Origin of the sequence: Roseixanthobacter pseudopolyaromaticivorans (assembly GCF_043195145.2) — a bacterium.
Lineage (GTDB): Bacteria > Pseudomonadota > Alphaproteobacteria > Rhizobiales > Xanthobacteraceae > NCEH01.
In genome coordinates this window covers 1,426,564-1,451,508 of record NZ_CM195539.1, presented here as the reverse complement: position 1 = coordinate 1,451,508, position 24,945 = coordinate 1,426,564, and the positions used below count along the sequence as shown (strand labels likewise).

21 protein-coding genes are annotated in these 24,945 nt (G+C 64.9%); 15 read left to right on the top strand and 6 right to left on the bottom strand.

Annotation, left to right across the window (positions count from 1 at the left end; all coding sequences use genetic code 11):
* Window positions 1-41 precede the first annotated feature (41 nt).
* The 5 genes from V5F68_RS07000 to V5F68_RS06980 form a co-directional block, all read right to left on the bottom strand.
* Complete coding sequence (locus tag V5F68_RS07000; protein ID WP_394013919.1) at window positions 42-3,281, bottom strand: hypothetical protein; 3,240 nt, start codon at window positions 3,279-3,281, stop codon at window positions 42-44.
* Window positions 3,282-3,461: 180 nt separating this feature from the next.
* On the bottom strand, window positions 3,462-4,646 hold the full coding sequence (locus V5F68_RS06995; RefSeq protein ID WP_394013918.1) for an extracellular catalytic domain type 1 short-chain-length polyhydroxyalkanoate depolymerase: 1,185 nt from the start codon (window positions 4,644-4,646) through the stop codon (window positions 3,462-3,464).
* Between the two features lie 102 nt (window positions 4,647-4,748).
* On the bottom strand, window positions 4,749-5,168 hold the full coding sequence (locus tag V5F68_RS06990; RefSeq protein WP_509274672.1) for a ribbon-helix-helix domain-containing protein: 420 nt from the start codon (window positions 5,166-5,168) through the stop codon (window positions 4,749-4,751).
* 110 nt (window positions 5,169-5,278) lie between these two features.
* Entirely contained in the window at window positions 5,279-6,658 is a 1,380-nt protein-coding gene (locus V5F68_RS06985; RefSeq protein ID WP_394013915.1) for an FAD-containing oxidoreductase, read from the bottom strand.
* On the bottom strand, window positions 6,655-7,119 hold the full coding sequence (locus V5F68_RS06980; protein WP_394013914.1) for a DUF4126 family protein: 465 nt from the start codon (window positions 7,117-7,119) through the stop codon (window positions 6,655-6,657). Before V5F68_RS06980 ends, V5F68_RS06985 begins: the two co-directional genes overlap by 4 nt.
* A gap of 465 nt (window positions 7,120-7,584) precedes the next feature.
* Between V5F68_RS06980 and V5F68_RS06975 the strand changes: the two genes are divergently transcribed.
* The 9 genes from V5F68_RS06975 (at window position 7,585) to V5F68_RS06935 (ending at window position 15,420) form a co-directional block, all read left to right on the top strand.
* Entirely contained in the window at window positions 7,585-7,740 is a 156-nt protein-coding gene (locus V5F68_RS06975) for a hypothetical protein (RefSeq protein ID WP_348846347.1), read from the top strand.
* Window positions 7,741-7,939: 199 nt separating this feature from the next.
* Window positions 7,940-8,311, top strand: coding sequence for a YciI family protein (locus V5F68_RS06970; RefSeq protein WP_394013913.1), 372 nt, complete (start codon window positions 7,940-7,942; stop codon window positions 8,309-8,311).
* Window positions 8,308-9,585 (top strand): RNA polymerase sigma factor, encoded by a 1,278-nt coding sequence (locus tag V5F68_RS06965; RefSeq protein WP_394013912.1) that lies wholly within the window; start codon window positions 8,308-8,310, stop codon window positions 9,583-9,585. Before V5F68_RS06970 ends, V5F68_RS06965 begins: the two co-directional genes overlap by 4 nt.
* A 125-nt stretch (window positions 9,586-9,710) precedes the next feature.
* Complete coding sequence (locus V5F68_RS06960; RefSeq protein WP_348846344.1) at window positions 9,711-10,370, top strand: helix-turn-helix domain-containing protein; 660 nt, start codon at window positions 9,711-9,713, stop codon at window positions 10,368-10,370.
* Between the two features lie 118 nt (window positions 10,371-10,488).
* Window positions 10,489-11,388, top strand: coding sequence for a class II glutamine amidotransferase (locus V5F68_RS06955; protein ID WP_394013911.1), 900 nt, complete (start codon window positions 10,489-10,491; stop codon window positions 11,386-11,388).
* On the top strand, window positions 11,385-12,092 hold the full coding sequence (locus tag V5F68_RS06950; protein ID WP_394013910.1) for a protein glxC: 708 nt from the start codon (window positions 11,385-11,387) through the stop codon (window positions 12,090-12,092). The genes V5F68_RS06955 and V5F68_RS06950 overlap by 4 nt, the downstream gene beginning before the upstream one ends.
* 20 nt (window positions 12,093-12,112) lie before the next feature.
* Window positions 12,113-13,450 carry an FMN-binding glutamate synthase family protein gene (locus V5F68_RS06945; RefSeq protein ID WP_348846341.1) on the top strand — a complete coding sequence of 446 codons (1,338 nt, stop codon included), beginning with the start codon at window positions 12,113-12,115 and terminating at the stop codon, window positions 13,448-13,450.
* Window positions 13,451-13,547: 97 nt separating this feature from the next.
* Window positions 13,548-14,894: a type III glutamate--ammonia ligase gene (gene glnT / locus V5F68_RS06940; protein ID WP_394013999.1), complete on the top strand. Its 1,347-nt coding sequence runs from the start codon at window positions 13,548-13,550 to the stop codon at window positions 14,892-14,894.
* A gap of 205 nt (window positions 14,895-15,099) precedes the next feature.
* Complete coding sequence (locus tag V5F68_RS06935) at window positions 15,100-15,420, top strand: glycine zipper domain-containing protein (RefSeq protein WP_348846340.1); 321 nt, start codon at window positions 15,100-15,102, stop codon at window positions 15,418-15,420.
* Between the two features lie 49 nt (window positions 15,421-15,469).
* Here V5F68_RS06935 and V5F68_RS06930 read toward each other — a convergent pair whose 3' ends face one another.
* The gene (locus V5F68_RS06930) at window positions 15,470-16,459 is read right to left on the bottom strand and encodes a LysR family transcriptional regulator (RefSeq protein WP_394013908.1); all 990 of its coding nucleotides are present in this window, start codon (window positions 16,457-16,459) and stop codon (window positions 15,470-15,472) included.
* A gap of 104 nt (window positions 16,460-16,563) precedes the next feature.
* Between V5F68_RS06930 and V5F68_RS06925 the strand changes: the two genes are divergently transcribed.
* The 6 genes from V5F68_RS06925 to atzF all read left to right on the top strand — a co-directional run bounded on the left by V5F68_RS06925 (window position 16,564) and on the right by atzF (window position 24,936).
* Window positions 16,564-17,817, top strand: a complete 1,254-nt coding sequence (locus tag V5F68_RS06925) for a sarcosine oxidase subunit beta family protein (RefSeq protein WP_394013907.1) — start codon at window positions 16,564-16,566, stop codon at window positions 17,815-17,817.
* 1 nt (window position 17,818) lies between these two features.
* On the top strand, window positions 17,819-18,097 hold the full coding sequence (locus tag V5F68_RS06920) for a sarcosine oxidase subunit delta (protein ID WP_394013906.1): 279 nt from the start codon (window positions 17,819-17,821) through the stop codon (window positions 18,095-18,097).
* Complete coding sequence (locus V5F68_RS06915) at window positions 18,094-21,057, top strand: sarcosine oxidase subunit alpha family protein (RefSeq protein WP_394013904.1); 2,964 nt, start codon at window positions 18,094-18,096, stop codon at window positions 21,055-21,057. The genes V5F68_RS06920 and V5F68_RS06915 overlap by 4 nt, the downstream gene beginning before the upstream one ends.
* Window positions 21,050-21,664, top strand: coding sequence for a sarcosine oxidase subunit gamma (locus V5F68_RS06910; protein ID WP_394013903.1), 615 nt, complete (start codon window positions 21,050-21,052; stop codon window positions 21,662-21,664). Before V5F68_RS06915 ends, V5F68_RS06910 begins: the two co-directional genes overlap by 8 nt.
* 63 nt (window positions 21,665-21,727) lie before the next feature.
* Window positions 21,728-22,597: a formyltetrahydrofolate deformylase gene (gene purU, locus V5F68_RS06905; protein WP_394013902.1), complete on the top strand. Its 870-nt coding sequence runs from the start codon at window positions 21,728-21,730 to the stop codon at window positions 22,595-22,597.
* Between the two features lie 545 nt (window positions 22,598-23,142).
* Window positions 23,143-24,936, top strand: a complete 1,794-nt coding sequence (gene atzF, locus V5F68_RS06900; RefSeq protein WP_394013901.1) for an allophanate hydrolase — start codon at window positions 23,143-23,145, stop codon at window positions 24,934-24,936.
* Window positions 24,937-24,945 lie beyond the last annotated feature (9 nt).

The following is a 24,945-nucleotide window of genomic DNA, read 5'->3' as shown; positions in this document are numbered from 1 at the left end:
GTGAAACATTTTCCGGTTCCAAACCGGATGGGAGCTTATGTTCAAAGAAACAGGCCGGAGGCCGGGGTCAGCCGCACGATCATGTCGTTATAGTCGAAATCCGAGCCCTGGTTGTAGGCGAGATCCTCGAACCCGAAGGTGTTCTCGCCATACATGCGCACCTGCTCGCGCCCGCCGGGATTGTTCTCGCCGATCACGAAGGTCTCCCCCGAGGGCGTGAGGAGCACCGGCGCGTAAAACCCGGTCGCGCCGGAAACCGTCCAATGGGTGGCCTGGTCGAACGCCCCGCCGCTGGTGGCCGTCAGGCCCGGGTCCAGATGGCTGCGCACCGCCGCGATATAGGCCTCGGTATTGCCCGCCGGCACCCCGCCCACGCTCCAGTCGCCGGTCGCGGCATCCACGTCGATATGCACGAAGCCGAGGGTATTGGTGTTGGCGCTGCTGCCGGTGATCTGGACATCGAGCGCCTCGCCATGCTGGAGATAAACCACCGGCAGGCCGCTCATGCGCTGGCTGCCGGCGAGCACCGCCGCATCCGCCAGCGTGTTGTCGGTGGTGGCATTGAGTTCCAGCCCCGCGACCGCGATATGCAGACCGCCGCCCGGCTGGCTGGTGACATCCACGGCGGGCGTGGGGTCGAGCATGTGATCCCCGGTGAGCACCGCGAAGCGCAATTGCTCGCCGGTCCCGAGCCAGACCGATTGCCCGCCCTTGAGCAGATTGACCCCGTGATCGTCCGGCGCGGCGCCCACGCTCGCCAGGATCGCATCCTGAAGCGTCACGCTGCCGCCCACCGCGCCGTCACGGCCGACCAGCTGCCCGTGGGAATCCACTGCGTAGAGCAGCAGGGTGGCGCCGCTGGCCTGGGTCGCATGCAGCACATCGAGCCGCACCCAATTGCCGGTGGTGGTGCCGTCCGTTACCAACGAAAGCCCGCCGTTGCCCGCCGCCTGAAGCGCCAGATCGGCGACGCTGACGGTCAGGGTAAGCGCGCTGGAAACCGGGCCGAGCGGCGTCGTGAAGCCGGCGTCGGAGGCGGAATATTCATGCATCGTAACGGCATAGGTTCCATTGCCGAACTGCTGCATGGCGGCGGTGGACCATTGGCCGTCGATATCCGCGACCGCCGTGATCGGCTGCGGCCCGCTCACCCCCTGCCCCGCGAAGCTGATCTGCGCCACATTGAGCGCGCCGATCTTGTTGGTGTAGCCGGACACCCAGGAGGTGGTGCCGGGGGCGGAATTCAGCCCGGTCCAGCCGAACGCCACCTCGGCGTCGCTGACCGTGATGGCGTTGGTGACCTGGTTGACCTGATTGGCGGCGGCGGTGAAGACATCGCCTGCCAGGGTCCCCGCCACGGGCGCATTGGGCGCCGGCAAGGTGGCGATGAAGCTCGCATTGGTGTTCTGCACCAGCAGCGAGGGATCAAGCGTGGTCGTGCCGCTATAGGCGAAGCTGAGGGTGAAGGTGGGAATGGTCTGGTCGCCCGAGGAGGGCGGCGTCACCAGGGCCAGCCCGTCTACCGCGAGGCTCCCCTCCTGCCCGGTATAGTCCGGATTGAGGAATTGCGAGCCTGACATGGTCGTATAGAGGTTGAACGTCTTCTGCGCGTCGCCCTCGCCCACCAGCACCTGATACCAGGCCACGCCATCGGCGGCCTTGGGAATGTTGTTGATCAGGATGCTGCCTTCCGGCTGCGAAGACCCCGCCTGCGCGCTGGCGGAATAGGTGCCGGTGGAGGAATCGTAGGCGATGTTCCAGTTCTGCCAAAGGGTTGAACCCGTCGGCGGCGTGATCGTCACCTGCTTCCATTGGGGAACGGAATCGACCTCGCCGGCATAGAATTGCAGCGTGATCGGCGTGCCGTCAGCCAGGACCATGTTCTGGTTGGCGAACGACATCACGATATTGGTGCCGTCGCCGACCCATACCGGCTGCGCATAGCCCTGCGAACCGGGGGCGATATAATTGTAGATGACCGGCGGAATATAGCCCTGCGGCTGCTCGCCGTCATCATACAGGGTCAAATTGATGGTGGAGACATTGGTGCCCAGCGAAGGATCGTAGACCGAGATCAGCGGCCCGCCGACGCTATACTGCTTCATCAGATTGTCGGAATAGCCGGACCCGTAGGAATTGGAGTTGAAATAATAGATCTCCGAATAGGGATCCATATAGGTCGGCGTCACGCCGGAGGTCAGGTTCTTTCCGAAGGCATAGGTCGGGTCCCAGTTCCAGTTGGAATTGAGATCGATGGGCGTGGTGATCGCGGAATTATAGGACTGGCCGGTGGTGTTGTAGAAGCCGGCGGTGAACCCGGTGAGGAACTGCGTGAGCACCTCGCCCCACTGGTTGTTCTCCCCCGTGTTCATCTCCGGCGAGGCGTCGCCATATATCTGGTAGGGCGTCGCGTCGGTCTGGTTGGTATAGATTTCAACCGAACCCAGGGTCGAATAGATACTGTTTTCCAGGTTGGCGGGCGAAATCTTGATATAGCCCTGGATCTGGCTGCTGGATTCCGGAGCGAGCCAGAAGTTCGTGCCGTCCCATTGCAGGGAATAGGAAAAGAACCCGGCGTTGTGCCAATTGCCGTTGGCATCCGGCGCGCCGTTGAAGAAGCCGGCGATGGAGATGGGCTGGTTCGCGACACCGGTCTCAAGGCTCGTGACGTAGCCGGTCCAGTCGGAGGCACTGAAGCTGTTGGGGGTGCCGAGACTGACCGCCTGGGACGGCGAGATGCCGGCGCGGTGGTCGCCCTGCAACGGCCCGCTGGTATAGTCGAAAACGTAGGTGTTGCTTGAATTGATGTCGGCGATCGCCTGGAACAGGCTGGTGCCGGTGATGCCGTAGCCGCGGCTGTCCGCGGTCTGGGTAGCGCCGGAGCCATAGGTAATGCCCACCTGCATCGGCAGGCCAAACCCTTCCACCGAAGTCAGGTTGCCCACGTCGCCCGGCAGGTTCTTCAGCGTCACTTCGAAGCTGTCGTACCGGAAATCATAGGCCGTGGCGTTGTTCCACGAAATGTCCTGCTCGCCGGTGATGAGCGTCTGGAGATCGTAGGGCTGGGAACTGTCCTGGCTCTGGACGAGAAAGTAGACCTTCCCGCTGTTGTAGGGCTCCGGCAAGACGATGGAGCTGCTGGCGGTGACGGCGCCATTTTCCACCAGGGTGGTCCATTGGGGGGCGCCGCTGGAATCGAAATAGACCGAATAGGCCCACACGCCCTGCTGTCCCAGCGTTTGCTGCAGTTGCGTGCTGAGATCGACGTTCAAAGTGGTCATGGGGCACCAGCCTGCAAGAAAGCCGGACGCCATATAGCCACGGGCCCCGAGCCCATATCAATGCCGCTGGCCCCTGCGGCAGGAATGTTTTTCACGGCTACGGCCGAGCCAGGCATCGGCCGGCCGCATGCGCCTTCCAAAGGGGGCGTAAAAACAACGGTGCCGCCCGGCGGCGGCGCCTCACTCCGCCGCGGCAGCGTGCGCGTGGCGGAGGAAGAACCGAACCATCTCGCGGCTGGCATCCGGCCCGCGCGGGTCGGTGAAGCTGCCTTTGGCGCTGCCGCCGGCCCAGGCATGTCCGAGGCCGTGCAGCACCCAATGCTCCAGCACCACGCGGCCGCGCGGATCGGTGAGGATGGTGCGGCTGTAGCTGGTGCCGTCAGGGCTTTTTCCCTCCGTCACCACCTCGTCCAGCTCCGCCCCACCGCGCGACTGGGTGACCACGTGATCGCCATTGACGGGATGGACCGTGTTGTCCCGGTCGCCATGGAAGACGATGGTCGGCACGATGCCGTCGCCGTCGCGTGCGCTCTGGGTGCGGGAAACAAAGGGCACCGCGCTGCCCTGGCGCATGGCCATGAAGGCGGAAGACATGTCGCTCGCCGCCCCACACGCCAGCCCAGAATGCACACCGATGGCCGAATAGAGGTCGGGATAGGCGGTGCCCATGATGGCCGCGGCCGCGCCGCCGGCCGAAAGACCCGCCACATAGACCCGGCCGGACGCCACCTCATAGTGCTGCATCACCTGCCGGGTGATGCCGGCGATCAACGAAGGCTCGCCCTGCCCGCGCTTCTGATCCGCGGCATTGAACCAGTTCCAACATTTCGAGGCGTTGGCGGATTGCACCTGCGCGGGATAGGCGACGAGGAGGCCATGTTCCTCGGCGATTTCATTCATGCGCGTGCCGGCGGCGAAATCGTCCGGCGATTGCGTGCAGCCGTGGAGCATCACGATCAGCGGCAGGCGCTGCCCACGGTAGCAGCTCGGCACGTAAAGCTTATAGCTGCGGCTGCCGGCGGTGTTGGAATAGACATGCTCCTCGAACGTCCCGCTCTGCCCCGGTTCCGCGGTGGGGACCTCGGGACTGAGGAAGCCCCGCAGGGCCTCGGGAAGATAATCCACCACCGATTTGCCGCCAGGCGCGGCCGGCGGGGCGGTCTCGAAGGGCAGAGCCCATGTGGTGCCATTGTGCCTCGGCATCAGATTGATGTCCTCGCGGCCCCTGGAGGGCGCACCGGCCTCAGCGCGCTGCGGATGCTCCCCGGAAATGGCACCGCGCAGAATGGCCATGGCCTCTTCCAGCCGGCCTTCCCGCGTCAGCCGCGTGGCCTCCATCATGTCGATCTTGGTGGGCACATGCATTGATAACGTCCTGCACTGAAAGGCTTCCGACACAGCCGGATCGCCTTCCTGTTGGAAGCAAAATAGGGGCCCAAGCTTGCGCGCAGGCGGAGCGGAGAGAAATCAGCGCATGCGGTCGCTCAGCGCCGCCTTCACCGCCGGGCTGGCCTGGAGGGCGCCGAGGATTTGGAGGGAAGAAATCGTGCCGCGCGCAAGTTCGGGCGGCACGTCGTGGGCGATGACGGCAAGGCCGAGCACCTGGATATCCAGCCGCTCGCCGGCGGCCTGAACGTTTTCCAGATCCTGGCGGCTGAAATGGCGCAGCCCGAGATCCAGCTGATTGCGCGCGACCGACTTCTGCACCGTTTCCGCATGGCGATCCAACTGATTGCGGATCGCGGTGCGGATGAAATCGGTCCGGTTGGAATAGAAATTTTCCCGGACCAGCAGGTCGATATGGCCGAGGTCCACAAAGCCCAGATTGATCGTGATCTTTTCCGTGTCCGGCCCCTTAGGGCGAATGTCCTTGACCAGCGCCGTCATCGCAACCATCCCCACACCATCCATCTGGATGGGAGATAGGCCACCTTTGCTGCAATGCAATAGCGAACGCCACCGAAATAATGCGATGCAGCAGATATCGTGGAAAGCCCTCAGGATGCAGGCTTCAGATCGCCGATCAGCGTGGGAATGAGTTCCGACACCGTGGGATGGATCGGCACAGCCCATTGCAGGACGTCATAAGGCTGGTCCGCGTTCATCATGTCGAGAATGCCGTGGATCGCCTCGTCGCCCGACGTGCCGAGGATGGCCGCGCCCAGAATGCGTTTCGTCTGCGCATCGGCCACCATTTTCATGAAGCCGATGGTTTCGCCCTTTTCCACCGCGCGCCCCACCCGCGCCATGGGACGGGAGGAGACCAGCAGCGGCCGGCCGCTCGCGCGCGCCTGCGCCTCGCTCATGCCAACCCGTCCCAACGGCGGGTCGGTATAAAGAGCGTAGGCGGGAATACGGGCGGACAGTCGCCGGTCCGCGCCGTCGAGCAGATTGGCCGCGATGATCTCGAAGTCATTGTAAGCCGTATGGGTGAAGGCGCCCCGGCCGTTGCAATCCCCCATCGCCCAGACGCCGCTGATGTTTGTCTGCAAGTGATCGTCGACGCGGATATAGCCGCGCTCATCTCGTTTGATGCCGGCCGCCTCGAGCCCCAGATCGCCCGTATTGGGCACCCGGCCGATGGCCACAAGCACATGGCTGGCCCGAACCTCGGCCGCCCCGCCATCGCCGTCCATCTCGACGCGAACCTCTTCGCCGTCCTTGGCAAAGGAGAGGACATCAATGGTGGTGCGGACCGCGATGCCCTCCGCGCTGAGAAAGCGCGCGATTTCGGCGGAGATGTCCTCATCCTCGCGGGCGACGAGGCGTGGCCCCTTCTCCAGCACCGTCACCTCGGCGCCGAAGCGTCGGAAGGCCTGGGCGAATTCGAGCCCGATATAGCTGCCGCCCACCACCACCAGATGGCGCGGCACCACATCGAGATCGAGCATGCTCGTGTTGGTGAGATAATCGATATCGGCAAGGCCCGGCATGTCCGGCACCAGGGCACGCCCGCCCACATTGATGAAGACGCGGGGCGCGGAGAGGAGATCGTCGCCGACCCGTACGGCCGTCGGGCTTTCGAAGCGGGCATGGCCATGGAACAGGGTAAGTCCAGCCATGGCCTCCATCCAGGCGGTCAGCCCGTTGCGCGCGTTCATCGTCACTTGATGCGCGCGGGCATGCACGCGTTTCATGTCGATGCCCACGTCGCCCGACACCATCACCCCGAAATCCGCCGCGCGACGGGCCATGTGCGCGGCATAGGCGCTCGCCACCAGGGCCTTGGTGGGCATGCAGCCGGTATTCACGCAGGTGCCGCCGATGAGATGGCGCTCGATGAGCGCCACCTTCATGCCCGCCCCCGTCAGGCGCCCGGCGAGCGGCGGACCGGCCTGGCCGGCGCCGATGATGATGGCATCGAAGCTCTGGTTCATTGCAGGCTCCCCAGGATCAGCAGCGCACCGAAGACGGCGATCGCATCCTCGATCAAGGCCGCCGGCAGGTCGCGACCGAACCGCGCGGCAAGCCGTCCGCGCACGGCTGCGCCGCCCAAGGTGCCGATGATCGCGCCCACGACGCCCAGCGCCGCGCCTGCCAAAGCCAGACCCGCGGGCGTCGCGAGGGCCGCGCCGCAGACGGCGCCGCTGACGATGCGGGCGCCGAACTGCATGGGTACCTTGCGGCTCGGCGTGAAAGGCAGCTTGTCGGCGACCAATTCACCGAGGGCGAATAGGGTGAGAACCCATGCGGCGACCGGCGTGGCGAGAAAGGAAAGAAACGAGCCATCCAGCGAAAGCCTGCCGAGGACGGCGGCCCAGCTCACCATGGCCAGCGGCGTCATGGTCCGCAGCCCACACAGGATTCCGGTCAACAGCGGCAACATAAAAGGTGTCATGGCTGATGTCCTCTCGGGATAGGAAGGAGGCAGCCGGGAAGACCCGCACGGCGGGGGATTGCCTGATGATCGGCCCAGCCACGATCACAAGAAAACGGTTCATCACTCAGATCAAATATGAAGGTACGCCTGAACTTAAACGCGACAGACAGCAAATCTGTGGGCTCTGTCATTTGCAACCCAACAATTCGGCCACCAGATCGACAGCCCGCATTCTGTCGGGCTTGCCCTCTCGCGCGCTCGGAAAAATCGAACGGTGAGACCGCGCGCGTAAAATAGGCGCCTGGCACCCCACGCGACCCAAAACAAACACGACCTCACATCGGTAAAGTCGTAGCTCTGCGGACGTGAAGAGCGTATAGTATTTTCATGTCAATTCATAAATTTTCACTCGGCGATCACGTCGAGCTTTCCATCGGTCCGTTTTACCGGGCTACTGCGGGCGCATACGATATCGTTGCGCTGATGCCTTTCGAACGGGGGGAATGCTCCTATCGCGTGCGCGCCTCGGCCGAAAAGCATGAGCGCGTGGTGCTCGAAAGCGATATCCGCCTCATCCCGCGCCCGGAAGGCATGCCAGTCCAGATGCCCAGCATCGCCATCGGCAAAAAGCGCGCCTGATCCGCTTTTATTTCCAATCCCTTCGTGTTGTCCAATGCCTGCTGCGGCCTCGCCGTACGCGGGCGTTTGGCGTTCCGTCGCCCGGCCCCTGCACGCGAAATTTCCCTTGGGGCAGGCAATAGAAATCCGGTTTTAATTCCGCGCACCTGTCGGCTGAGGGTAACCTTGCCCGTCTTAGACAGGACGAGGATGCTGCCCGATGCTCTATGCTATTCTTTGCTACCATTCCGAGGATGTTGTCTGTTCCTGGTCCAAGGAGGAAGACGATGCGGTCATGGCCAAGCTGATGACCGTTCATGAGAAATTGGAAAAGGATGGCCGCCTGGGCCCGGTGGCACGGCTCCTGCCCACCACGGCCGCCACGACGCTGCGCAAGGACCAGGACCCTCCCCTCGTGATCGACGGGCCGTTCGCCGAAACCAAGGAGCAGTTGCTCGGCTTCTATGTGGTTGAGTTCGACACGCTGGAAGAAGCGCTCGATGCCGCACGCGAGCTCGGTCGCGCCAATCCCGGCGGCGCCTATGAGATCCGGCCGATCGCGCTGTTCCACCCCGGGAGCGCAGGCGCGTGAGCGACCTCGCCTGGATCGACTCGACGCTGGCCGCCGCGCGCCCGCAGGCCGTCGCGGCCCTGCTGCGCTATTTCCGGGACCTCGATTTCGCCGAGGAAGCGGTCCAGGAAGCCTGCCTGCGCGCCCTGCGCACATGGCCCCAGAATGGGCCGCCGCGCGATCCCGCCGCCTGGCTCATCATGGTCGGTCGCAATTCCGGCATCGACGAGACCCGCAGGCGCGCCAAGCTCACGTCATTGCCGCCGGAGGAACATCTCTCCGATCTCGGCGACGCCGAGGACGACCTCGCCGAGCGGCTCGACGGCGATCATTATCGCGATGACGTTCTGCGCCTTCTGTTCATCTGCTGTCATCCGGAACTGCCGGCGACGCAGCAGGTCGCGCTCGCCCTGCGCATCGTCTCCGGGCTCAGCGTGCCGCAGATCGCACGAGCGTTCCTGGTGAGCGATGCTGCCATGGAGCAGCGCATCACCCGCGCCAAGAGCCGCATCGCGCGGGCCAGCGTCCCCTTCGAGACGCCCGGCGCGGTGGAGCGCGCGGAACGGCTCGCAGCCGTGGCGGCCATGGTCTATTTGCTGTTCAACGAGGGCTATTCGGCCACCGGTGCCGACGCCGGAGTGCGCCGCCCGCTGTGCGACGAGGCGATCCGCCTGGCCCGCCTGCTGCTGCGCCTGTTCCAGGCCGAGCCGGAGGTCATGGGGCTGCTCGCCTTGCTGCTACTCCAGCATGCGCGTTCGGCGGCGCGCCTGGATGCGGACGGTGCCATCGTGCTGCTGGACGACCAGGACCGCACCTTGTGGAACCCGACCATGATCGCGGAAGGTCTCGCGCTGATCGACAAGGCGATGCGCCATCGGCGGCCCGGCCCTTATCTGGTACAAGCCGCCATCGCCGCATTACACGCGCGGGCGACACGCCCGCAGGATACCGATTGGGGCCAGATCGATCTCCTCTATGCCATGCTGGAGCAGCTCCAGCCCTCCCCGGTGGTGACGCTCAATCGCGCCGTGGCGGTTTCAAAAGTGCGCGGGCCCGGCGCGGCGCTCGCGATGATCGAGCCGCTGGGGCAACGGCTTTCAGCCTATTTCCATTTCTTCGGGCTAAAGGGCGCCCTCCTGTCGGAGCTTGGCCGCAGCGACGAGGCGCGAATCGCCTTCGGCCAAGCCATCGCGCTGGCGTCCTCGGCGGCCGAGGCCGCACATATCCGCCAGCACCTCGACCGTCTGCAACGCGGGAGCGGCGCGCCTCCCCAATCCAATGGCTCTGCCGCCTGAGACGCTTTCGCGTTCGGCGGTGCAGGACGCCCCGCAGGGCGACGCACGCAGAAACGCTAGCCTTCGCGCCCAAGACACGGGAAGATGTACATGGTGCACATTTCCGCGGGACCAGGGGCAAGAGAGTGGCAGAGCGCAAGACGAAGGCCGCAAGTGAGGCCGCCGAGGTGGTCGACTATCAGACCGGGTCGGGTGCTCCCGCAGCCATTGCCAGCACCCTGGAAGATGCCCTCGGCATTCAGGTGCGCGCCATCCGCCGGCAATTGGATCTCACCGTTTCCGACCTTGCGGGCGCCGCCGGCATTTCGGTGGGAATGCTGTCCAAAATCGAGAACGGGCAGATTTCCCCTTCCCTTGCGACGCTCCAGGCGATCTCCAAGGCACTGAACGTGCCCATCACCACCTTGTTCTCCACCTTTGAGGAGCGGCGCGACTGTTCCTTCGTGCGCGCGCACCAGGGCGTCATCATCGAGCGGCGTGGCACCAAGGTGGGCCACCAGTATGAATTGCTCGGCCATGGGCTGGGCGGCGATATCGTGGTTGAACCTTACCTTATCACGCTTTCTCAGGACGCGGCGACCTATACCGGGTTTCGCCATGCCGGCGTTGAGTTCATCTATATGCTGAGCGGAGAAGTGGTCTATCGCCACGCGGACCGCACCTATCACCTGCGGCCGGGCGACTCCCTGATGTTCGATTCCGGCGCGGCCCATGGTCCCGAGGATCTGATCGTGACGCCCATGTCCTACCTCTCGGTGATCGTCTACAGCCGCGATCCGCGCTGAGCCTCCCCTACGGCATCGTTTTCCTAGAGGGAAAATTTTATTCCGCCCGCGTTGACGAGGCGCCGCTTGGGGCGTACCACTCTGGAGACGGCCATGTTTCGGCCACCGGAGTTCAGCCATGTGCGGCATTGTCGGCATCTTTCTGAAGGACCCCAAGCTCGAGCCAGAGCTTGGGCAAATGCTTTCCTCCATGCTGTGCGTGATGACCGATCGCGGCCCCGACAGCGCTGGCTTCGCCATCTATGGCAACGGCGCGGTGGACCACGTGAAACTCTCCCTGCGGGCCGTGGAAGGCTATGACTTCGAAGGTCTTGCCCACTCGCTCTCGGTGGTGGTCGGCGGCGATCCGCGCCTCGTGGTGCGCGCGAGCCATGCAGTGATCGAGGTTCCGGCGGATCAGGAAGCCGCCGTGCGCGCGGCGCTCGCGGCCCATCACCCGGAGGTCGCCATTGTCGGCACCGGGGCGCGCATGGAGATCTTCAAGGAGATCGGCCTGCCGAGCGAGGTTGCCGAGCGCTTTGACCTGCCGAAAATGAGCGGCACCCACGGCATCGGCCATACCCGCATGGCCACGGAAAGCGCGGTGACCACCGCTGGAGCGCATCCCTTTTCCACCGGCGCCGACCAGTGCTTGGTGCACAATGGCTCGCTCTCCAACCACAACGATCTGCGCCGTCAATTGAAGCGCGAGGGGATATCCTTCGCCACCGAGAACGACAGCGAAGTTGCCGCAGGCTACCTCACCTGGCGCATGAAGAACGGCGCCACCCTGGGCGAGGCGCTGGAAGCCGGCCTCAAGGATCTGGACGGCTTCTTTACCTTCGTCGTCGGCACGGAAAGCGGCTTCGGTGTGTTGCGCGATCCCATCGCCTGCAAGCCCGCCGTGATGGCCGAGACCGACCAATATGTGGCCTTCGCCTCCGAATACCGCGCTCTGGTGAACCTGCCCGGCATCGCGAATGCCCGCGTGTTCGAGCCAGAGCCTGCCACCGTCTATTTCTGGGACCGAGCCGCATGAACGCCTTCAGCCCCGATATCACCTTCGATCTCGCGCAGAGCGAGCTGCGCGAGCTGAACGGCGCACTGCACAAGGCGACCGGCGAGACCAACGCCAAGCTCTGGCGCGTGCTGAACCCGAATGGCCGGCACGCTTTGGCAGCCGGCGTAGATGCCCCCCTCACCATCCAGGTCGAGGGCCACGTGGGCTATTATTGCGCCGGGATGAACCAGCAAGCGAGCATCATCATCCATGGCAATGCCGGTGTCGGCGTCGCCGAAAATATGATGAGCGGCTTCGTCCATGTGCTGGGGGACGCCAGCCAGGCGGCAGGCGCCACGGCCCATGGCGGCATGCTGCGCATCGACGGCAATGCCTCTGCCCGTTGCGGCATTTCCATGAAGGGCGTGGACATCATCGTGAAGGGCTCCATCGGCCACATGAGCGCCTTCATGGGCCAGTCCGGCAATCTCATCGTGTTCGGAGATGCCGGCGAGGCGTTGGGCGACAGCCTTTACGAAGCCAAGCTGTTCGTGCGCGGCTCGGTGAAGAGCCTCGGCGCCGACTGCATCGAGAAGGAATTACGCGACGAGCACAAGCAATTGCTCAGTGAAAAACTGGCAGCAGCAGGTCTTTCCGGCTCCATCGATGTGTCCGAGTTCAAAAGATACGGCTCGGCGCGCCGGCTCTACAATTTCCACATCGACAATGTCGATGCCTATTGATGCGTGAGGACGATCCCATCATGAGCGCCCACTCCAACGTCCCCCGCACCCTGCCCCGCTTTTCCGCGACCTTCGACCCTCACACCTTGTCGGAAATTCGGCGGGCGGCGGCGACCGGCATCTACGACATTCGCGGCGCCGGCACCAAGCGCAAGCTGCCCCATTTCGACGACCTGCTCTTTCTGGGCGCCTCCGTCTCGCGCTATCCGCTTGAAGGCTATCGCGAAAAGTGCGGCACCGATGTGGTGCTTGGTACGCGCTTCGCCAAGAAGCCGATCACCCTCAAGACCCCTGTGACCATCGCCGGCATGAGCTTCGGCGCCCTCTCCGCGCAGGCGAAGGAAGCGCTGGGACGCGGCGCCTCGGCGGTCGGCACGTCCACCACCACCGGCGACGGCGGCATGACGCAGGAAGAGCGGGGCCATTCCCAGACCCTGGTCTACCAGTATCTGCCCTCGCGCTACGGCATGAATCCCAATGACCTGCGCAAGGCGGACGCGATCGAGATCGTCATCGGCCAGGGCGCCAAGCCAGGCGGCGGCGGCATGCTGCTGGGACAGAAGATCTCCGACCGCGTCGCCGCCATGCGCAACCTGCCACAGGGCATCGACCAGCGCTCGGCCTGCCGTCATCCGGACTGGACCGGACCGGATGATCTGGAGATCAAGATCAGCGAACTGCGCGAGATCACCGACTGGGAGAAGCCGATCTATGTGAAGGTCGGCGCCTCGCGCCCCTATTACGATATTTCACTGGCGGTGAAGTCCGGCGCCGACGTGGTGGTGCTCGACGGCATGCAGGGCGGCACGGCGGCAACCCAGGACGTGTTCATTGAGCATGTGGGCCTGCCCATTCTTTCGGCCATCGGCCCGGCCGTGCAGGCGCTGCGCGACCTCGGCCTGCACCGCAAGGTGCAGCTCATCGTCTCCGGCGGCATCCGCAATGGCGCGGACGTGGCGAAGGCGCTGGCACTCGGAGCGGACGCGGTCGCCATCGGCACGGCGGCCCTGGTGGCGCTGGGCGACAACGACCCGCAATACGAAGCCGAATACGAGGCTCTCGGCAGCACCGCCGGGGCCTATGACGACTGGCACGAGGGCTTGGATCCGGCGGGCATCACCACCCAGGACCCCGTGCTCTCGGCGCGGCTCGATCCCGTCAAGGCCGGCCGTCGGCTCGCCAATTATCTCAGCGTCATGACGCTGGAGGCGCAGACCATCGCCCGTGCCTGCGGCAAGAGCCATCTGCACAATCTTGAGCCGGAGGACCTCGTCGCCCTCACGGTTGAATCGGCCGCCATGGCTGGCGTGCCGCTTGCAGGCACCAACTGGATTCCCGGCAAGGGCGGCGCCTACTGATCGCCCGACCGGACCGGCGCCCCTTCACGGGGGCGCGTCGGAAGCACAACGACAAGACCTTCCCAGAGGATTTGACATGATCCGCTTGCCCGAACCCATGCGCGAAGCCGATGGCCGCGCCGCAGTCGCCGCCCTCGCCCCCGATGCCGATCTGGAAAAGGTCGCCCAGGAACGGGGCATCAAGTATTTCCTGATCTCCTATGTGGACCTGTTCGGCGGGCTGCGGGCGAAATTGGCGCCAGCATCGGCCATCGCCGGCATGCAGAAGGATGGCGCCGGATTCGCGGGCTTTGCCACCTGGCTCGACATGACGCCGGCCGACCCGGACCTGTTCGCGATCCCCGACCCAACCTCGCTGATCCAGCTGCCCTGGAACCCGGAGATCGGCTGGCTCGCGTCCGACCTGTACATGGAAGGCAAGCTGGTGGAGCAGGCGCCGCGCACGGTTCTGAAGAACCAGCTCGCGGCCGCAGCCGCCCTCGGCTACGAGATGAAGAGCGGCGTGGAGTGCGAATACTTCCTCACCAACGCCGACGGCACGGGCATCCACGATGCCGCCGATACAGCGGTGAAGCCCTGCTACGACCAGTCCGCCTTGATGCGCCAGTATCCGGTCATCAAGGAAATCTGCGACGCCATGCTGTCGCTCGGCTGGGGCGCCTACCAGAACGACCATGAGGACGCCAACGGCCAGTTCGAAATGAACTGGAATTACGACAACGCCCTCGTCACCGCCGACCGGCACGTGTTCTTCAAATTCATGGTCAAGAGTATCGCCGAGAAGCACGGCCTGCGCGCGACCTTCATGCCGAAGCCGTTCATCAATCTCACCGGCTCGGGCTGCCATTGCCACGTTTCGCTGTGGGACAAGGACGGCAAGAACGCCTTCGCCGACAAAGCCGGCAAGCTCGGGGTCTCCGATCTGGGCTACAGCTTCATCGGCGGCCTGATCCACAATGCCGATGCGCTCTGCGCGCTCACCAACCCGACGGTGAATTCCTACAAGCGCATCAACGCCCCGCGCACCATTTCCGGTGCCACCTGGGCGCCCAACACGGTGACCTATACCGGCAACAACCGCACCCACATGATCCGCATTCCCGATGCCGGCCGGTTCGAATTCCGCCTCGCGGACGGTGCAGCGAACCCCTATCTGCTCCAAGCCGGGGTTCTGGCGGCCGGGCTCGACGGCATCACCAATGCGCGCGATCCCGGTGAGCGCCTCGACATCAACATGTACACCGACGGCCACAAGGTGGAGGGCGCGAAAAAGCTGCCCCTCAACCTGCTGGACGCGCTGCGGGCGCTGGAGACCTCGTCCGTGCTCGCCGAAAGCCTGGGGCCGAGCTTCGTCTCCGGCTTCGTCAAGCTGAAGATGGAGGAGTGGAACGCCTATTCGCGCCATCTCACCCAATGGGAGCGGGAAACCACGCTGGATATCTGAGAGCCAGCAGCTCCCAGGAAACAGACCCTATGGCCCGGCGCTGCTGTCGCCGGGCTTTTCTTTTGCGGTCTCGCCCGAGGATTTTCGGGCCTCCCGAAGCGATACCTTGGCCGGATCGCTGGAATAATAGTATTTCTGGTCCCCTTCTAATGGGAACCCAAGATGGACCCCGCCGTTGCTTTCGCGAATGCAACAGGAGGTTCCCATGAAGAAGACCCTATATGCGATCAGCCTTGCGGCGTTGCTGGCAGGCTCTTCTGCCTATGCCGGCGAAGAAGGAGTCGCGGCTGGTGCAGTTGCAGGTGGCACGGCCGGCGCTGTGGTCGGCGGCCCGGTCGGAGCGGCTGTCGGCGCGGGCGCCGGTGCAGTGGCAGGTGGCGCGGCGTCAAATCACGATCGCGACCGGGTGATCATCGAGCGTCACGATCCGGACACAACGGGCTCGATCAATTGCTCGTCGAAGACCGTCCATCGGGAAAATGGAATGGGCGATTCCACGACGGTGCGCCGCGAGTCGTGCAACTGACACGGCTCTCGACGCAATGGGCAAACCGGCGGCCGCTCGGTCGAAGACCTCAAGGACGCAGGCGGGCGGTTTCGCCGAGCCAAGGCATTGCCGCTCGCAGCACGGGCCAGCACGTCTCTTCCAGCTGTGCCTGGCAGAAGACGGCCACATCGCGCGGCAGGCGGCCGAGTTCCTGGCGACGCGCAATAAGGGTCAGTTTGCGCTGGAAGGCGGGGCCGGGTAGCGGCCAGCACGCCAGTTGCTCCATCGCGACCGCCGCCTCCAAGAGACAGAGGGGCGTCGTCACCGCAAATCCTCCCCCTTGCGCCACCATGGCGGTGACGCATTGAGGCGTGTCGAATTCCAGACGGCGCGGAAGGTCGAGCTTCAGGCGGCGCAAGTGCCGTTCCACCTCGATGCCGGTCTTTGACCGAGCCGAGAACCGGACCAGGGGCAAACGAGCGGCCAGATCCATCAGGTCGTCAACCCGTGCTGGCCTCATCGTGCCGGCGGGCGCGATCAGGATATAGGGCTCCGTCAGCAGCGGGAATCGCTCCAACCCTTCGATTTCCTCCAATTCGTCGGGGGCCAGCAGCAGGTCCATCTGCCGCGTCAGCAGCGCCGACGCATGGGACGCCGTCAGGCCGGAGAGGATGGAAACCTGATCCGCCAAAGCGATGAGATGGACGCCCAGAGGGGCTGCAAGCGCGCGGGAAAGGGAATCCACCAAGCCGACGCGCAGAAGCGGCAAGCGGCTATGCTCGGTTTCCCGCAGCATGGGGGCAATTTGGCGAGCCTCGGAGAGCAAGGCGCTCGCCCGCTGGCGCAGCACACCGCCGGCCGGGGTAAGGCCCAAGGGGCGCACCGAACGATCGAACAACACGGCGCCGGTGCGTGCTTCAAGGTCCGCGACCGCCTGCGACACCGCTGGCTGGGTCAGACCCATTTGGCGGGCGGCGCCCGCCATCGCGCCCTGCTCGCAGACCGCCAGAAAGATCTCCAGGACCCGCAGATCGAACGGCAATGGCTCGGCGCGCTGGACGATGCCTCGCAAGGCCATAAGCCGGCTCCCATACTATAAGCAATAATTATATCATGCCTCGTTTTCAGTTGCGGTATGGAATCTCATACGGGCGTTTCGTCCGCGTGAGTGAGCCGATCGGCATGTCGCATTATTCCGTCCTCTCCATCCTTGCCAACGCGTTCAACGACCAGAAGGGCTGGACCCCGGCATGGCGCGACGCCGCGCCGAAACCCGCTTATGACGTGATCGTGGTCGGCGGCGGCGGCCATGGCCTTGCGACGGCCTATTACCTCGCGAAGGAGCACGGCATCCGCAATGTGGCGGTGCTGGAGAAAGGGCATATCGGCTCCGGCAATGCCGGCCGCAACACCACCATCATCCGCTCCAACTACCTGCTGCCGGGCAACGAGCCTTTCTATGAATGGTCAATGAAACTGTGGGAGGGCCTGGAGCAGGATCTCAATTATAACGCCATGGTCAGCCAGCGTGGCGTTCTGAACCTCTATCATTCCGACGCCCAGCGCGATGCCTATGCCCGGCGCGGCAACGCCATGCGGCTGAACGGAGCGGACAGCGAATTGCTGGACCGCGATCAGGTGCGCGACATGGCACCATTCCTGAATTTCGATCAGGCGCGCTTCCCGATCCAAGGCGGCCTGCTGCAGAAGCGGGGCGGCACGGCGCGACACGATGCGGTGGTGTGGGGCTATGCCCGCGCGGCCAGCAAGCTGGGCGTCGACATCATTCAGAATTGCGAGGTCACTGGCTTCATGCGCGCAGACGATGCCGTGGTGGGCGTCGAGACGACGCGCGGGCCGATCCGCGCCGGCAAGGTGGGGTTGGCGGTGGCCGGTTCCACCTCGCGGCTCACGCGGTTGCTGGACATGCGCCTGCCGATCGAGAGCCACGTGTTGCAGGCGTTTGTCTCGGAGGGGCTGAAGCCGCTGGTGCCGGGGGTCATCACCTTCGGCGCAGGCCATTTTTACATCAGCCAGTCGGACAAGGGCGGTCTCGTCTTCGGCGGCGACATCGACGGCTACAATTCCTATGCCCAGCGCGGCAATCTACCCGTCATCGAGGACGTATGCGAAGCCGGAATGGCGCTGTTCCCACGCATCGGCCGGCTGCGCATCCTGCGCCACTGGGGCGGCATCATGGACATGTCCATGGACGGCTCCCCGATCATCGACAAAACGCATCTGCCGGGCCTCTATCTCAATGCCGGCTGGTGCTATGGAGGGTTCAAGGCGACCCCGGCCTCCGGCTGGTGCTTCGCGCACACGCTGGCCAAGGATGCGCCCCACGCGCTGAATGCGGCCTTCCGCCTCGACCGTTTCCGAACCGGCCATCTCATCGACGAGAAGGGGGTCGGCGCCCAGCCGAACCTGCACTGACATGCGCATTCCCTGTCCCTATTGCGGGTCCCGCGACGCCCACGAATTCTCTTATCTCGGAGATGCCACGCTCAAGCGGCCCGACCCCGAAGCCGCGGACGCGCAAGAGGCGTTCTTCCGATACGTCTATCTGCGCGAAAATCCCGCCGGGCCACACGAGGAGCTTTGGTATCACGCGGCCGGCTGCCGGCAGTGGCTGGTGGTTGAGCGCGACACCCGCACCCATGCCATTTCAAGAGCCCGCTTTGCGCGCCCCAAGGCTGGCGAGGTAACTTCGTGAGCCGCCTGTCATCCGGTGGCCTGATCGACCGCGCCAAGCCACTGTCCTTCACCTTCGACGGCAAGCCGTACACAGGTTTCGCCGGCGATACGCTCGCCTCGGCGCTGCTGGCCAACGACGTACGGCTGGTGGGCCGTTCGTTCAAATATCACCGCCCGCGCGGCATCTATTCCGCCGGCTCCGAAGAGCCGAATGCGCTCGTGGAATTGCGCACCGGTGCCCGGCGCGAACCCAACACCCGCGCCACCATGGCGGAATTGTACGAAGGCCTGGAGGCCACCAGCCAGAACCGCTGGCCTTCGCTCGCGTTGGATCTGCTGAGCGCAAACCAATGGCTCTCGCCCTTCCTCGGCGCGGGCTTCTACTACAAGACCTTCATGTGGCCGGCGGCGCTATGGGAAAAGCTCTACGAACCTGCAATCCGCCGCGCCGCTGGGCTCGGGCGGGCGGCGGAAGAGGCGGACCCGGACAGCTACGAGAAGGCATTCGCGTTCTGCGATGTGCTAGTAATCGGCGGTGGTCCGTCGGGCCTCCTCGCAGCCCTCACGGCGGGACGCGCGGGGGCGCGGGTGATCCTGGCGGACGAGGACGTGATCCTCGGCGGCAAGCTGAACAGCGAGCGTACCCCGATCGATGACGCCCCGCCCGCCGAATTCCTTGCGCGGGTATGCGCCGAACTCGCCGCGCTTCCCAATGTCCGCGTGATGCCACGCACCACCGTATTCGGCATCTATGACGGCGGCACCTACGGCGCGCTGGAGCGGGTGGGTGATCACCTGCCGGTACCGGCGCCGTTCCAGCCGCGCCAGCGCTATTGGAAGATTATCGCGACGCGCGCCGTTTTGTGCGCCGGAGCGTTCGACCGGCCCATCGTGTTCGGCGGCAACGACCGGCCGGGCGTCATGTCAGCTCAGGCGCTGCGCACTTATGCAGTGCGCTATGCCGTGTCTCCTGGCGCCAATGCCGTGGTGTTCGCCAACAACGACCACGCCTGGAGCGCCGCCTTCGACGCTGCCGATGCGGGGGTAAAGCTATCCGCGATCGTCGATGTGCGCGAGCACGTGGCCGCTGCACTAGCGGACGGCGCCAAAGCCCGCAATATCCGCGTCATCACCCACGGTGAGGTGACCGCCACGTCAGGCAAGAGCCTCTCGTCCGTCACGGTTCGCACCAGGGGCGCGACCGAGACGCTTCGGGCAGAAGTGCTGGGCATTTCGGGCGGGGCGACGCCCAATCTCGCGCTGGCCAGCTATTTCGGCGGACGGCCGAAATATGATGTCGCGCGCGCCGCCTTCGTGCCCGAGACCACCCCGCCGGCGCTCAGCGTCGCCGGGGCGGCAGCGGGGTGGTTTTCGCTGGCCGAATGCTTCGCCACCGGCGCCGAACACGGCGCTGCCGCGGCCAGCGCTGCCGGCTTCACGGCAACGCCCGCGCCACAGCCGAAGACGGTCGATACGCCGACCTCCTTCTCCGCCTTCTGGCACGTGCAGGGCTCGAAGGGCCTCGCTTTCGTAGATTTCCAGAATGACGTATCGGCCAAGGATATTGCCATCGCTTACAAGGAGGGCTTCCGGGCGGTTGAATTGCTAAAGCGCTACACCACGCTCGGCATGGCCACCGACCAAGGCAAGTCCTCCAACATGGCGGGACTCGCCATCATGGCCGAACTGACCGGCCAGGGCATAGGCGAGACCGGCACCACCCTGTTCCGCCCGCCCTTCACGCCGGTGGCTTTGGGCGCGCTCGCGGGCCACCATCGCGACAAGGATTTCCGCCCGACGCGGCCCACCCCAACCCACGACTGGGCGAAAAAGCAGGGCGCGGTCTTCGTGGAAACCGGCCTTTGGCTGCGCGCCCAATATTTCCCCAAACCCGGCGAAACAGACTGGCTGGAAGCCGTCACCCGGGAAGTGAAAGCGGTGCGCTCTTCCGTCGGCCTGATCGATGTCTCCACCTTCGGCAAGATCGATCTCCAGGGGAGCGATGTCGGCGCCTTTCTCGACCGGGTCTATATCAACACCTTCTCCACCCTCGCCGTGGGCAAGGCGCGCTATGGCGTGATGCTGCGCGAGGACGGCCTCGTGATGGACGACGGCACCACGGCGCGGCTCGCCGACGACCATTACGTGATGACCACCACCACAGCCAACGCCGCCAAGGTCTATCAGCACCTTGAATTCTGCCTCCAGGTGCTGTGGCCGGAGCTGGACGTTCAACTTGCCTCCATCTCCGAGCAATGGGCACAGATTGCCATCGCCGGCCCGAAATCCCGCGAGGTGCTGGCCAAGGTGGTGGATGCGCCTTTGGACGTTTCCAATGGCAACCTGCCCTTCATGGGCGTGGTGGAAGGCAAGGTGATCGGCGGCGTGAAGGCGCGCATCTTCCGCCTCTCCTTCTCCGGGGAGCTGGGTTACGAGATCGCGGTGCCGGCGCGCCAAGGCGAGGCGCTGACCCGCGCGCTGATGGCGGCGGGCGAGCCGTTCGGCATCACGCCCTACGGCACCGAGGCGCTCGGCGTGATGCGGATCGAGAAGGGGCATGTCTCCGGCAACGAACTGACCGGGCAGACCAGCGCCCGCGACCTCGGCCTGGGCAAGATGGCGTCGGTGAAGAAGGATTATATCGGCCGCGTCATGGCCACGCGGCCCGCCTTCGCCGATCCGGACCGTCCGAGCTTCATCGGTTTCAAGCCGGTGGACCGCGTACAACGGCTGCGGGCTGGTGCTCACTTCCTGCCCCTCGGCGCTGCGGCGGTGATGGAAAACGACGAAGGCTATATGAGCTCGGTCGCCTATTCGCCAAGTCTGGGCCATTGGATAGGCCTTGGCTTCCTCAAGGGGGGACGGGCGCGGATCGGGCAGAAGGTGCGCGCCTATGACCCGGTCCGGGGTGGCGACATCGAGGTGGAAGTATGCGATCCCGGCTTCGTCGATCCGGAAGGGGAGCGGCTGCGTGTCTGAGCTTCTTGCTGAAATTCCCGCAAGTGCGTTCGTGCCCGAAGGGCATTACGGCGCACACGTGGGTGCGCCCGGCGTCGTTGCTTCAGTGATCAGCGCGGTCGCGCTCGCCCAGGTGGTGGTGCGCCGGGACGGGCTTGAAACGGTGGCGGAAATCGCGCGCGAGCGTCTCGGCATCGCATTGCCACGCGGACCGCGCGCCGCATCCGCCGGAGACCTGACCTTGATCGGCACCGGCCCGGGCCGCTTCCTGGCGGTCGCCGAAGGCATCACCGGCGACCCGTTGCTGGCGCGCCTCGCGCATGCACTCGGCAAAGCCGCCGCGCTCACCGACCAGAGCGACGGGCAAGTGGTGATCCAGCTTTCCGGTCCGCGCACCAGAGAAACCCTCGCCAAGCTGGTGCCAGTTGATCTCGACCCCAGCATCTTCAAGGCCGGCGATGCCGCCGCGACCCTGGTGGCGCTGATCCCCTTGCTGATCTGGCAGGCCGATGCGGCGCCCACCTATCGTTTCGCGGTGCCGCGCTCTTTCGGGCCGGCCTTTCTGCGGGCACTCGTCGGGGCGGGCGGGGAATTCGGCATCCAGCTCATGGGCACCGGGCGAGGTTGAAGGCGGCGCGCCGCGCGCTTTCCGCTTCGCTCCTGAATTCCTCTTCGACGTGATGGATGTCCCATGACCACGCCTTCGGACCAATTCGTTCTCGCTTTTTCCTGTCCCAACCGCCCCGGTATCGTCGCGGGCGTATCGACCTTCCTGTTCCAGCACGGCTGCAACATTCTGGAAGCCCAGCAATTCGACGACACGGAAAGCGGCCGTTTCTTCATGCGCGTCGTGTTCAACGTGGTGGAGGGCGATACAGCCCTATCCACGATCCGGACCCAGTTCGAGGAAGTGGCGCAGCCTCTCAACCTTCAATGGACGCTGCGCTCCCAGAACGAGAAGCGCCGCGTTCTGCTGCTCGCGTCCAAATTCGATCATTGCCTCGCGGACCTGCTCTACCGCTGGCGCATCGGCGAAATCCCCATGGATGTGACGGGCATCGTCTCCAACCATCCGCGCGAGACCTACGCCCATCTCGATTTCGACGGCATCCCGTTCCACCATCTGCCGGTGACCAAAGCGACCAAGCTGGAGCAGGAAACTCAGATCTGGAGCCTGTTCCAGTCGACGCGCTCGGATCTGGCCGTGCTTGCGCGCTACATGCAGGTGCTCTCGGATGGGCTCTCGGCGAAACTGTCCGGCAAGTGCATCAACATCCATCATTCCTTCCTGCCCGGCTTCAAGGGCGCCAAGCCCTATCATCAGGCCCATCTGCGCGGCGTGAAGCTGATCGGCGCCACTGCCCACTACGTGACCTCCGACCTGGACGAAGGGCCGATCATCGAACAGGACGTGGAGCGCATCAGTCACCAGGACAGCCCGGACGACCTGGTCCGCAAGGGTCGCGATATCGAGCGCCGGGTGTTGGCCCGCGCGCTCTCCTGGCATTTGCAGGACCGGGTCATTCCCAACGGCCACAAGACCGTGGTCTTCCGCGACTGAGACAGCCCGATGCCGGAGCCGGACAGGCGCGGCATCCAGGCGCAATGAACCAGACCGCTCCTCCGGCGTTGATAACGTTAGGTCAAACAGCTCTGGAGGAGCCACATGTCTCGCGGCACAACCCTCACAGTGGGCGCCGTCGTCCTGGTTGCGGCCATGACGGCGGCGGTCATGTTTTCCGGCCGCGGCACGCCGGATCCGACCGAAACCGCGCCGGCCAACGTGCCGACGGTCATCGAGCCCGCGCCGCCCACGACATCGCCCGCTACGCCCCCGGGCGTCACGCCATCCAATCCGGTCAAGCCGTCATATGCATGCAATGGCGGTTTATAAGTCTATTTAATAAGCATATGAATATTAAATAGACATTCTACATGCGCGTTTGGCGGCTCTGCCAGCCGCTGAATGGCATGCATGGCCTCCGGCCGGTATTCGCTTTTCCAGCGTCCGCGCGTCTTTGCGGAGGCGCGCGGCACGGGGGTTTTAAACGCCATGTGTGGCCCGGTTCCTGCTTAGCTCATGGCGAATATGCTTCGGAGTTCCGCATGCCCACGGTCGCCAGTCTTCTCGCTGCCCATCGCCAAGGATCACGCTCTCCCAGCGACACGGTGCGCCAGACCTATGCGCGTATCGCCGCTCATGACGATCCGGCGATCTTCATTACCCTGCGCCCTGAAACGGACGTGCTGGCGGACGCGGCCGCGCTGGAGCGCGATGGCGACACCAGCCTGCCGCTCTACGGCATTCCCATCGCGGTGAAGGACAATATCGACGTTGCCGGCCTGCCCACCACGGCCGCCTGCCCCGCCTTCGCTTATGAGCCGACCGCCGATGCCACTGTGATCGCTCGCCTCAAGGCGGCGGGTGCGCTCATCATCGGCAAGACCAATCTCGATCAATTCGCCACCGGCCTTGTCGGCACGCGCTCGCCCTATGGCATTCCGCGCAATGCCTTCAAAGCCGACCTCGTGCCGGGCGGTTCTTCCTCGGGCTCGGCCTCGGCGGTCTCCGCCGGCATCGTGCCGCTGGCGCTGGGCACGGACACCGCCGGCTCGGGCCGGGTTCCGGCCATGCTTCAGAACATCGTGGGCGTGAAGCCGAGCCTCGGCCTCGTGCCCAACACCGGCCTCGTGCCAGCCTGTCGCACGCTCGATGCTATCTCGGTCTTCGCACTGACCGTGGACGATGCCATGGCAGCGCTTCAGGTGATGGCCGGTTTCGATCCCACGGACGCGTTCTCGCGTGCCTTGCCGCTTGAACCGATGGCCGCGCCGTCGGCACCGGTGCTCGGCATCCTGCCGGTCGCCCAACGCGAATTCTTCGGCGATGAAGACGCCGCAAAGGCTTACGAGGACGCGCTTGATCGGCTGCGGGCGTCGGGTGCGGAACTGGTTGAATTCGACTACACGCCCTTCGCCGAGACGGCACGGCTGCTTTATGAAGGTCCCTGGGTCGCCGAGCGCTGGATCGTCGCGGAAAAGCTGCTCACCACCAATCCGGATGCGGTGCATCCGGTGACGCGCACCATCACCGAGGCGGGCGCCAAGGGATCGGCGGCGGATCTATTCCGCGCCCTGTACCGCCTTCAGGAGTTAAAGGCGAAGGTTAAGCCGGTGCTCGCATCGCTCGATGCCATCGTCCTGCCTACCGCGCCCACGGCCTATACGCTGGACGCCGTGCTGGCAGACCCGATCCGCCTCAATTCGCGCAACGGCACCTACACCAATTTCGTCAATCTGCTGGACATGTGCGGCACCGCCGTGCCGGCCGCAATCGCCGCAAGTGGCGTGCCGTATGGCATCACACTCCTGGCTCCCGCGGGCAACGACGCCAAGCTCGCTACCATCGCCCGCGCCTTCGCAGCCTCCACCGGCCTGCCCTTGGGCGCAACCGGGGAAACCGCCCCGCCAGTCGCGCCGGTCACCCTCGAGGCTGAACCGGGCAGGCTCGATGTCTGCGTGTTTGGCGCCCATCTGTCCGGCATGGGGCTGAACGGGGAGTTGGTCGCCCTCGGCGGGCGGCTGGTGGGCACGGTCAACACCGCCCCGCTTTATCGTATGTCTCTGCTGTCCGGCGGCGTCCCCCGTCCGGGTGTCACCCGTATCGGCGAGGGTGGAGCATCGCTCGCCGGCGAGGTTTGGTCCCTGCCGTTCGAGGGGGTCGGCCGCCTGCTCGCGCAGATTCCCGCGCCGCTCGGACTCGGCAGCGTCATCTTAGCCGATGGGACGCGCGTCGCCGGCTTCCTCGCGGAGGTGGCGGGCGTGCAAGGCTGCGTCGATATCACCGCCTTCGGCGGCTTCCGCACCTATATGGAGAGCCTGGCCGCAAAGTCAGCCTGATCAAAAATG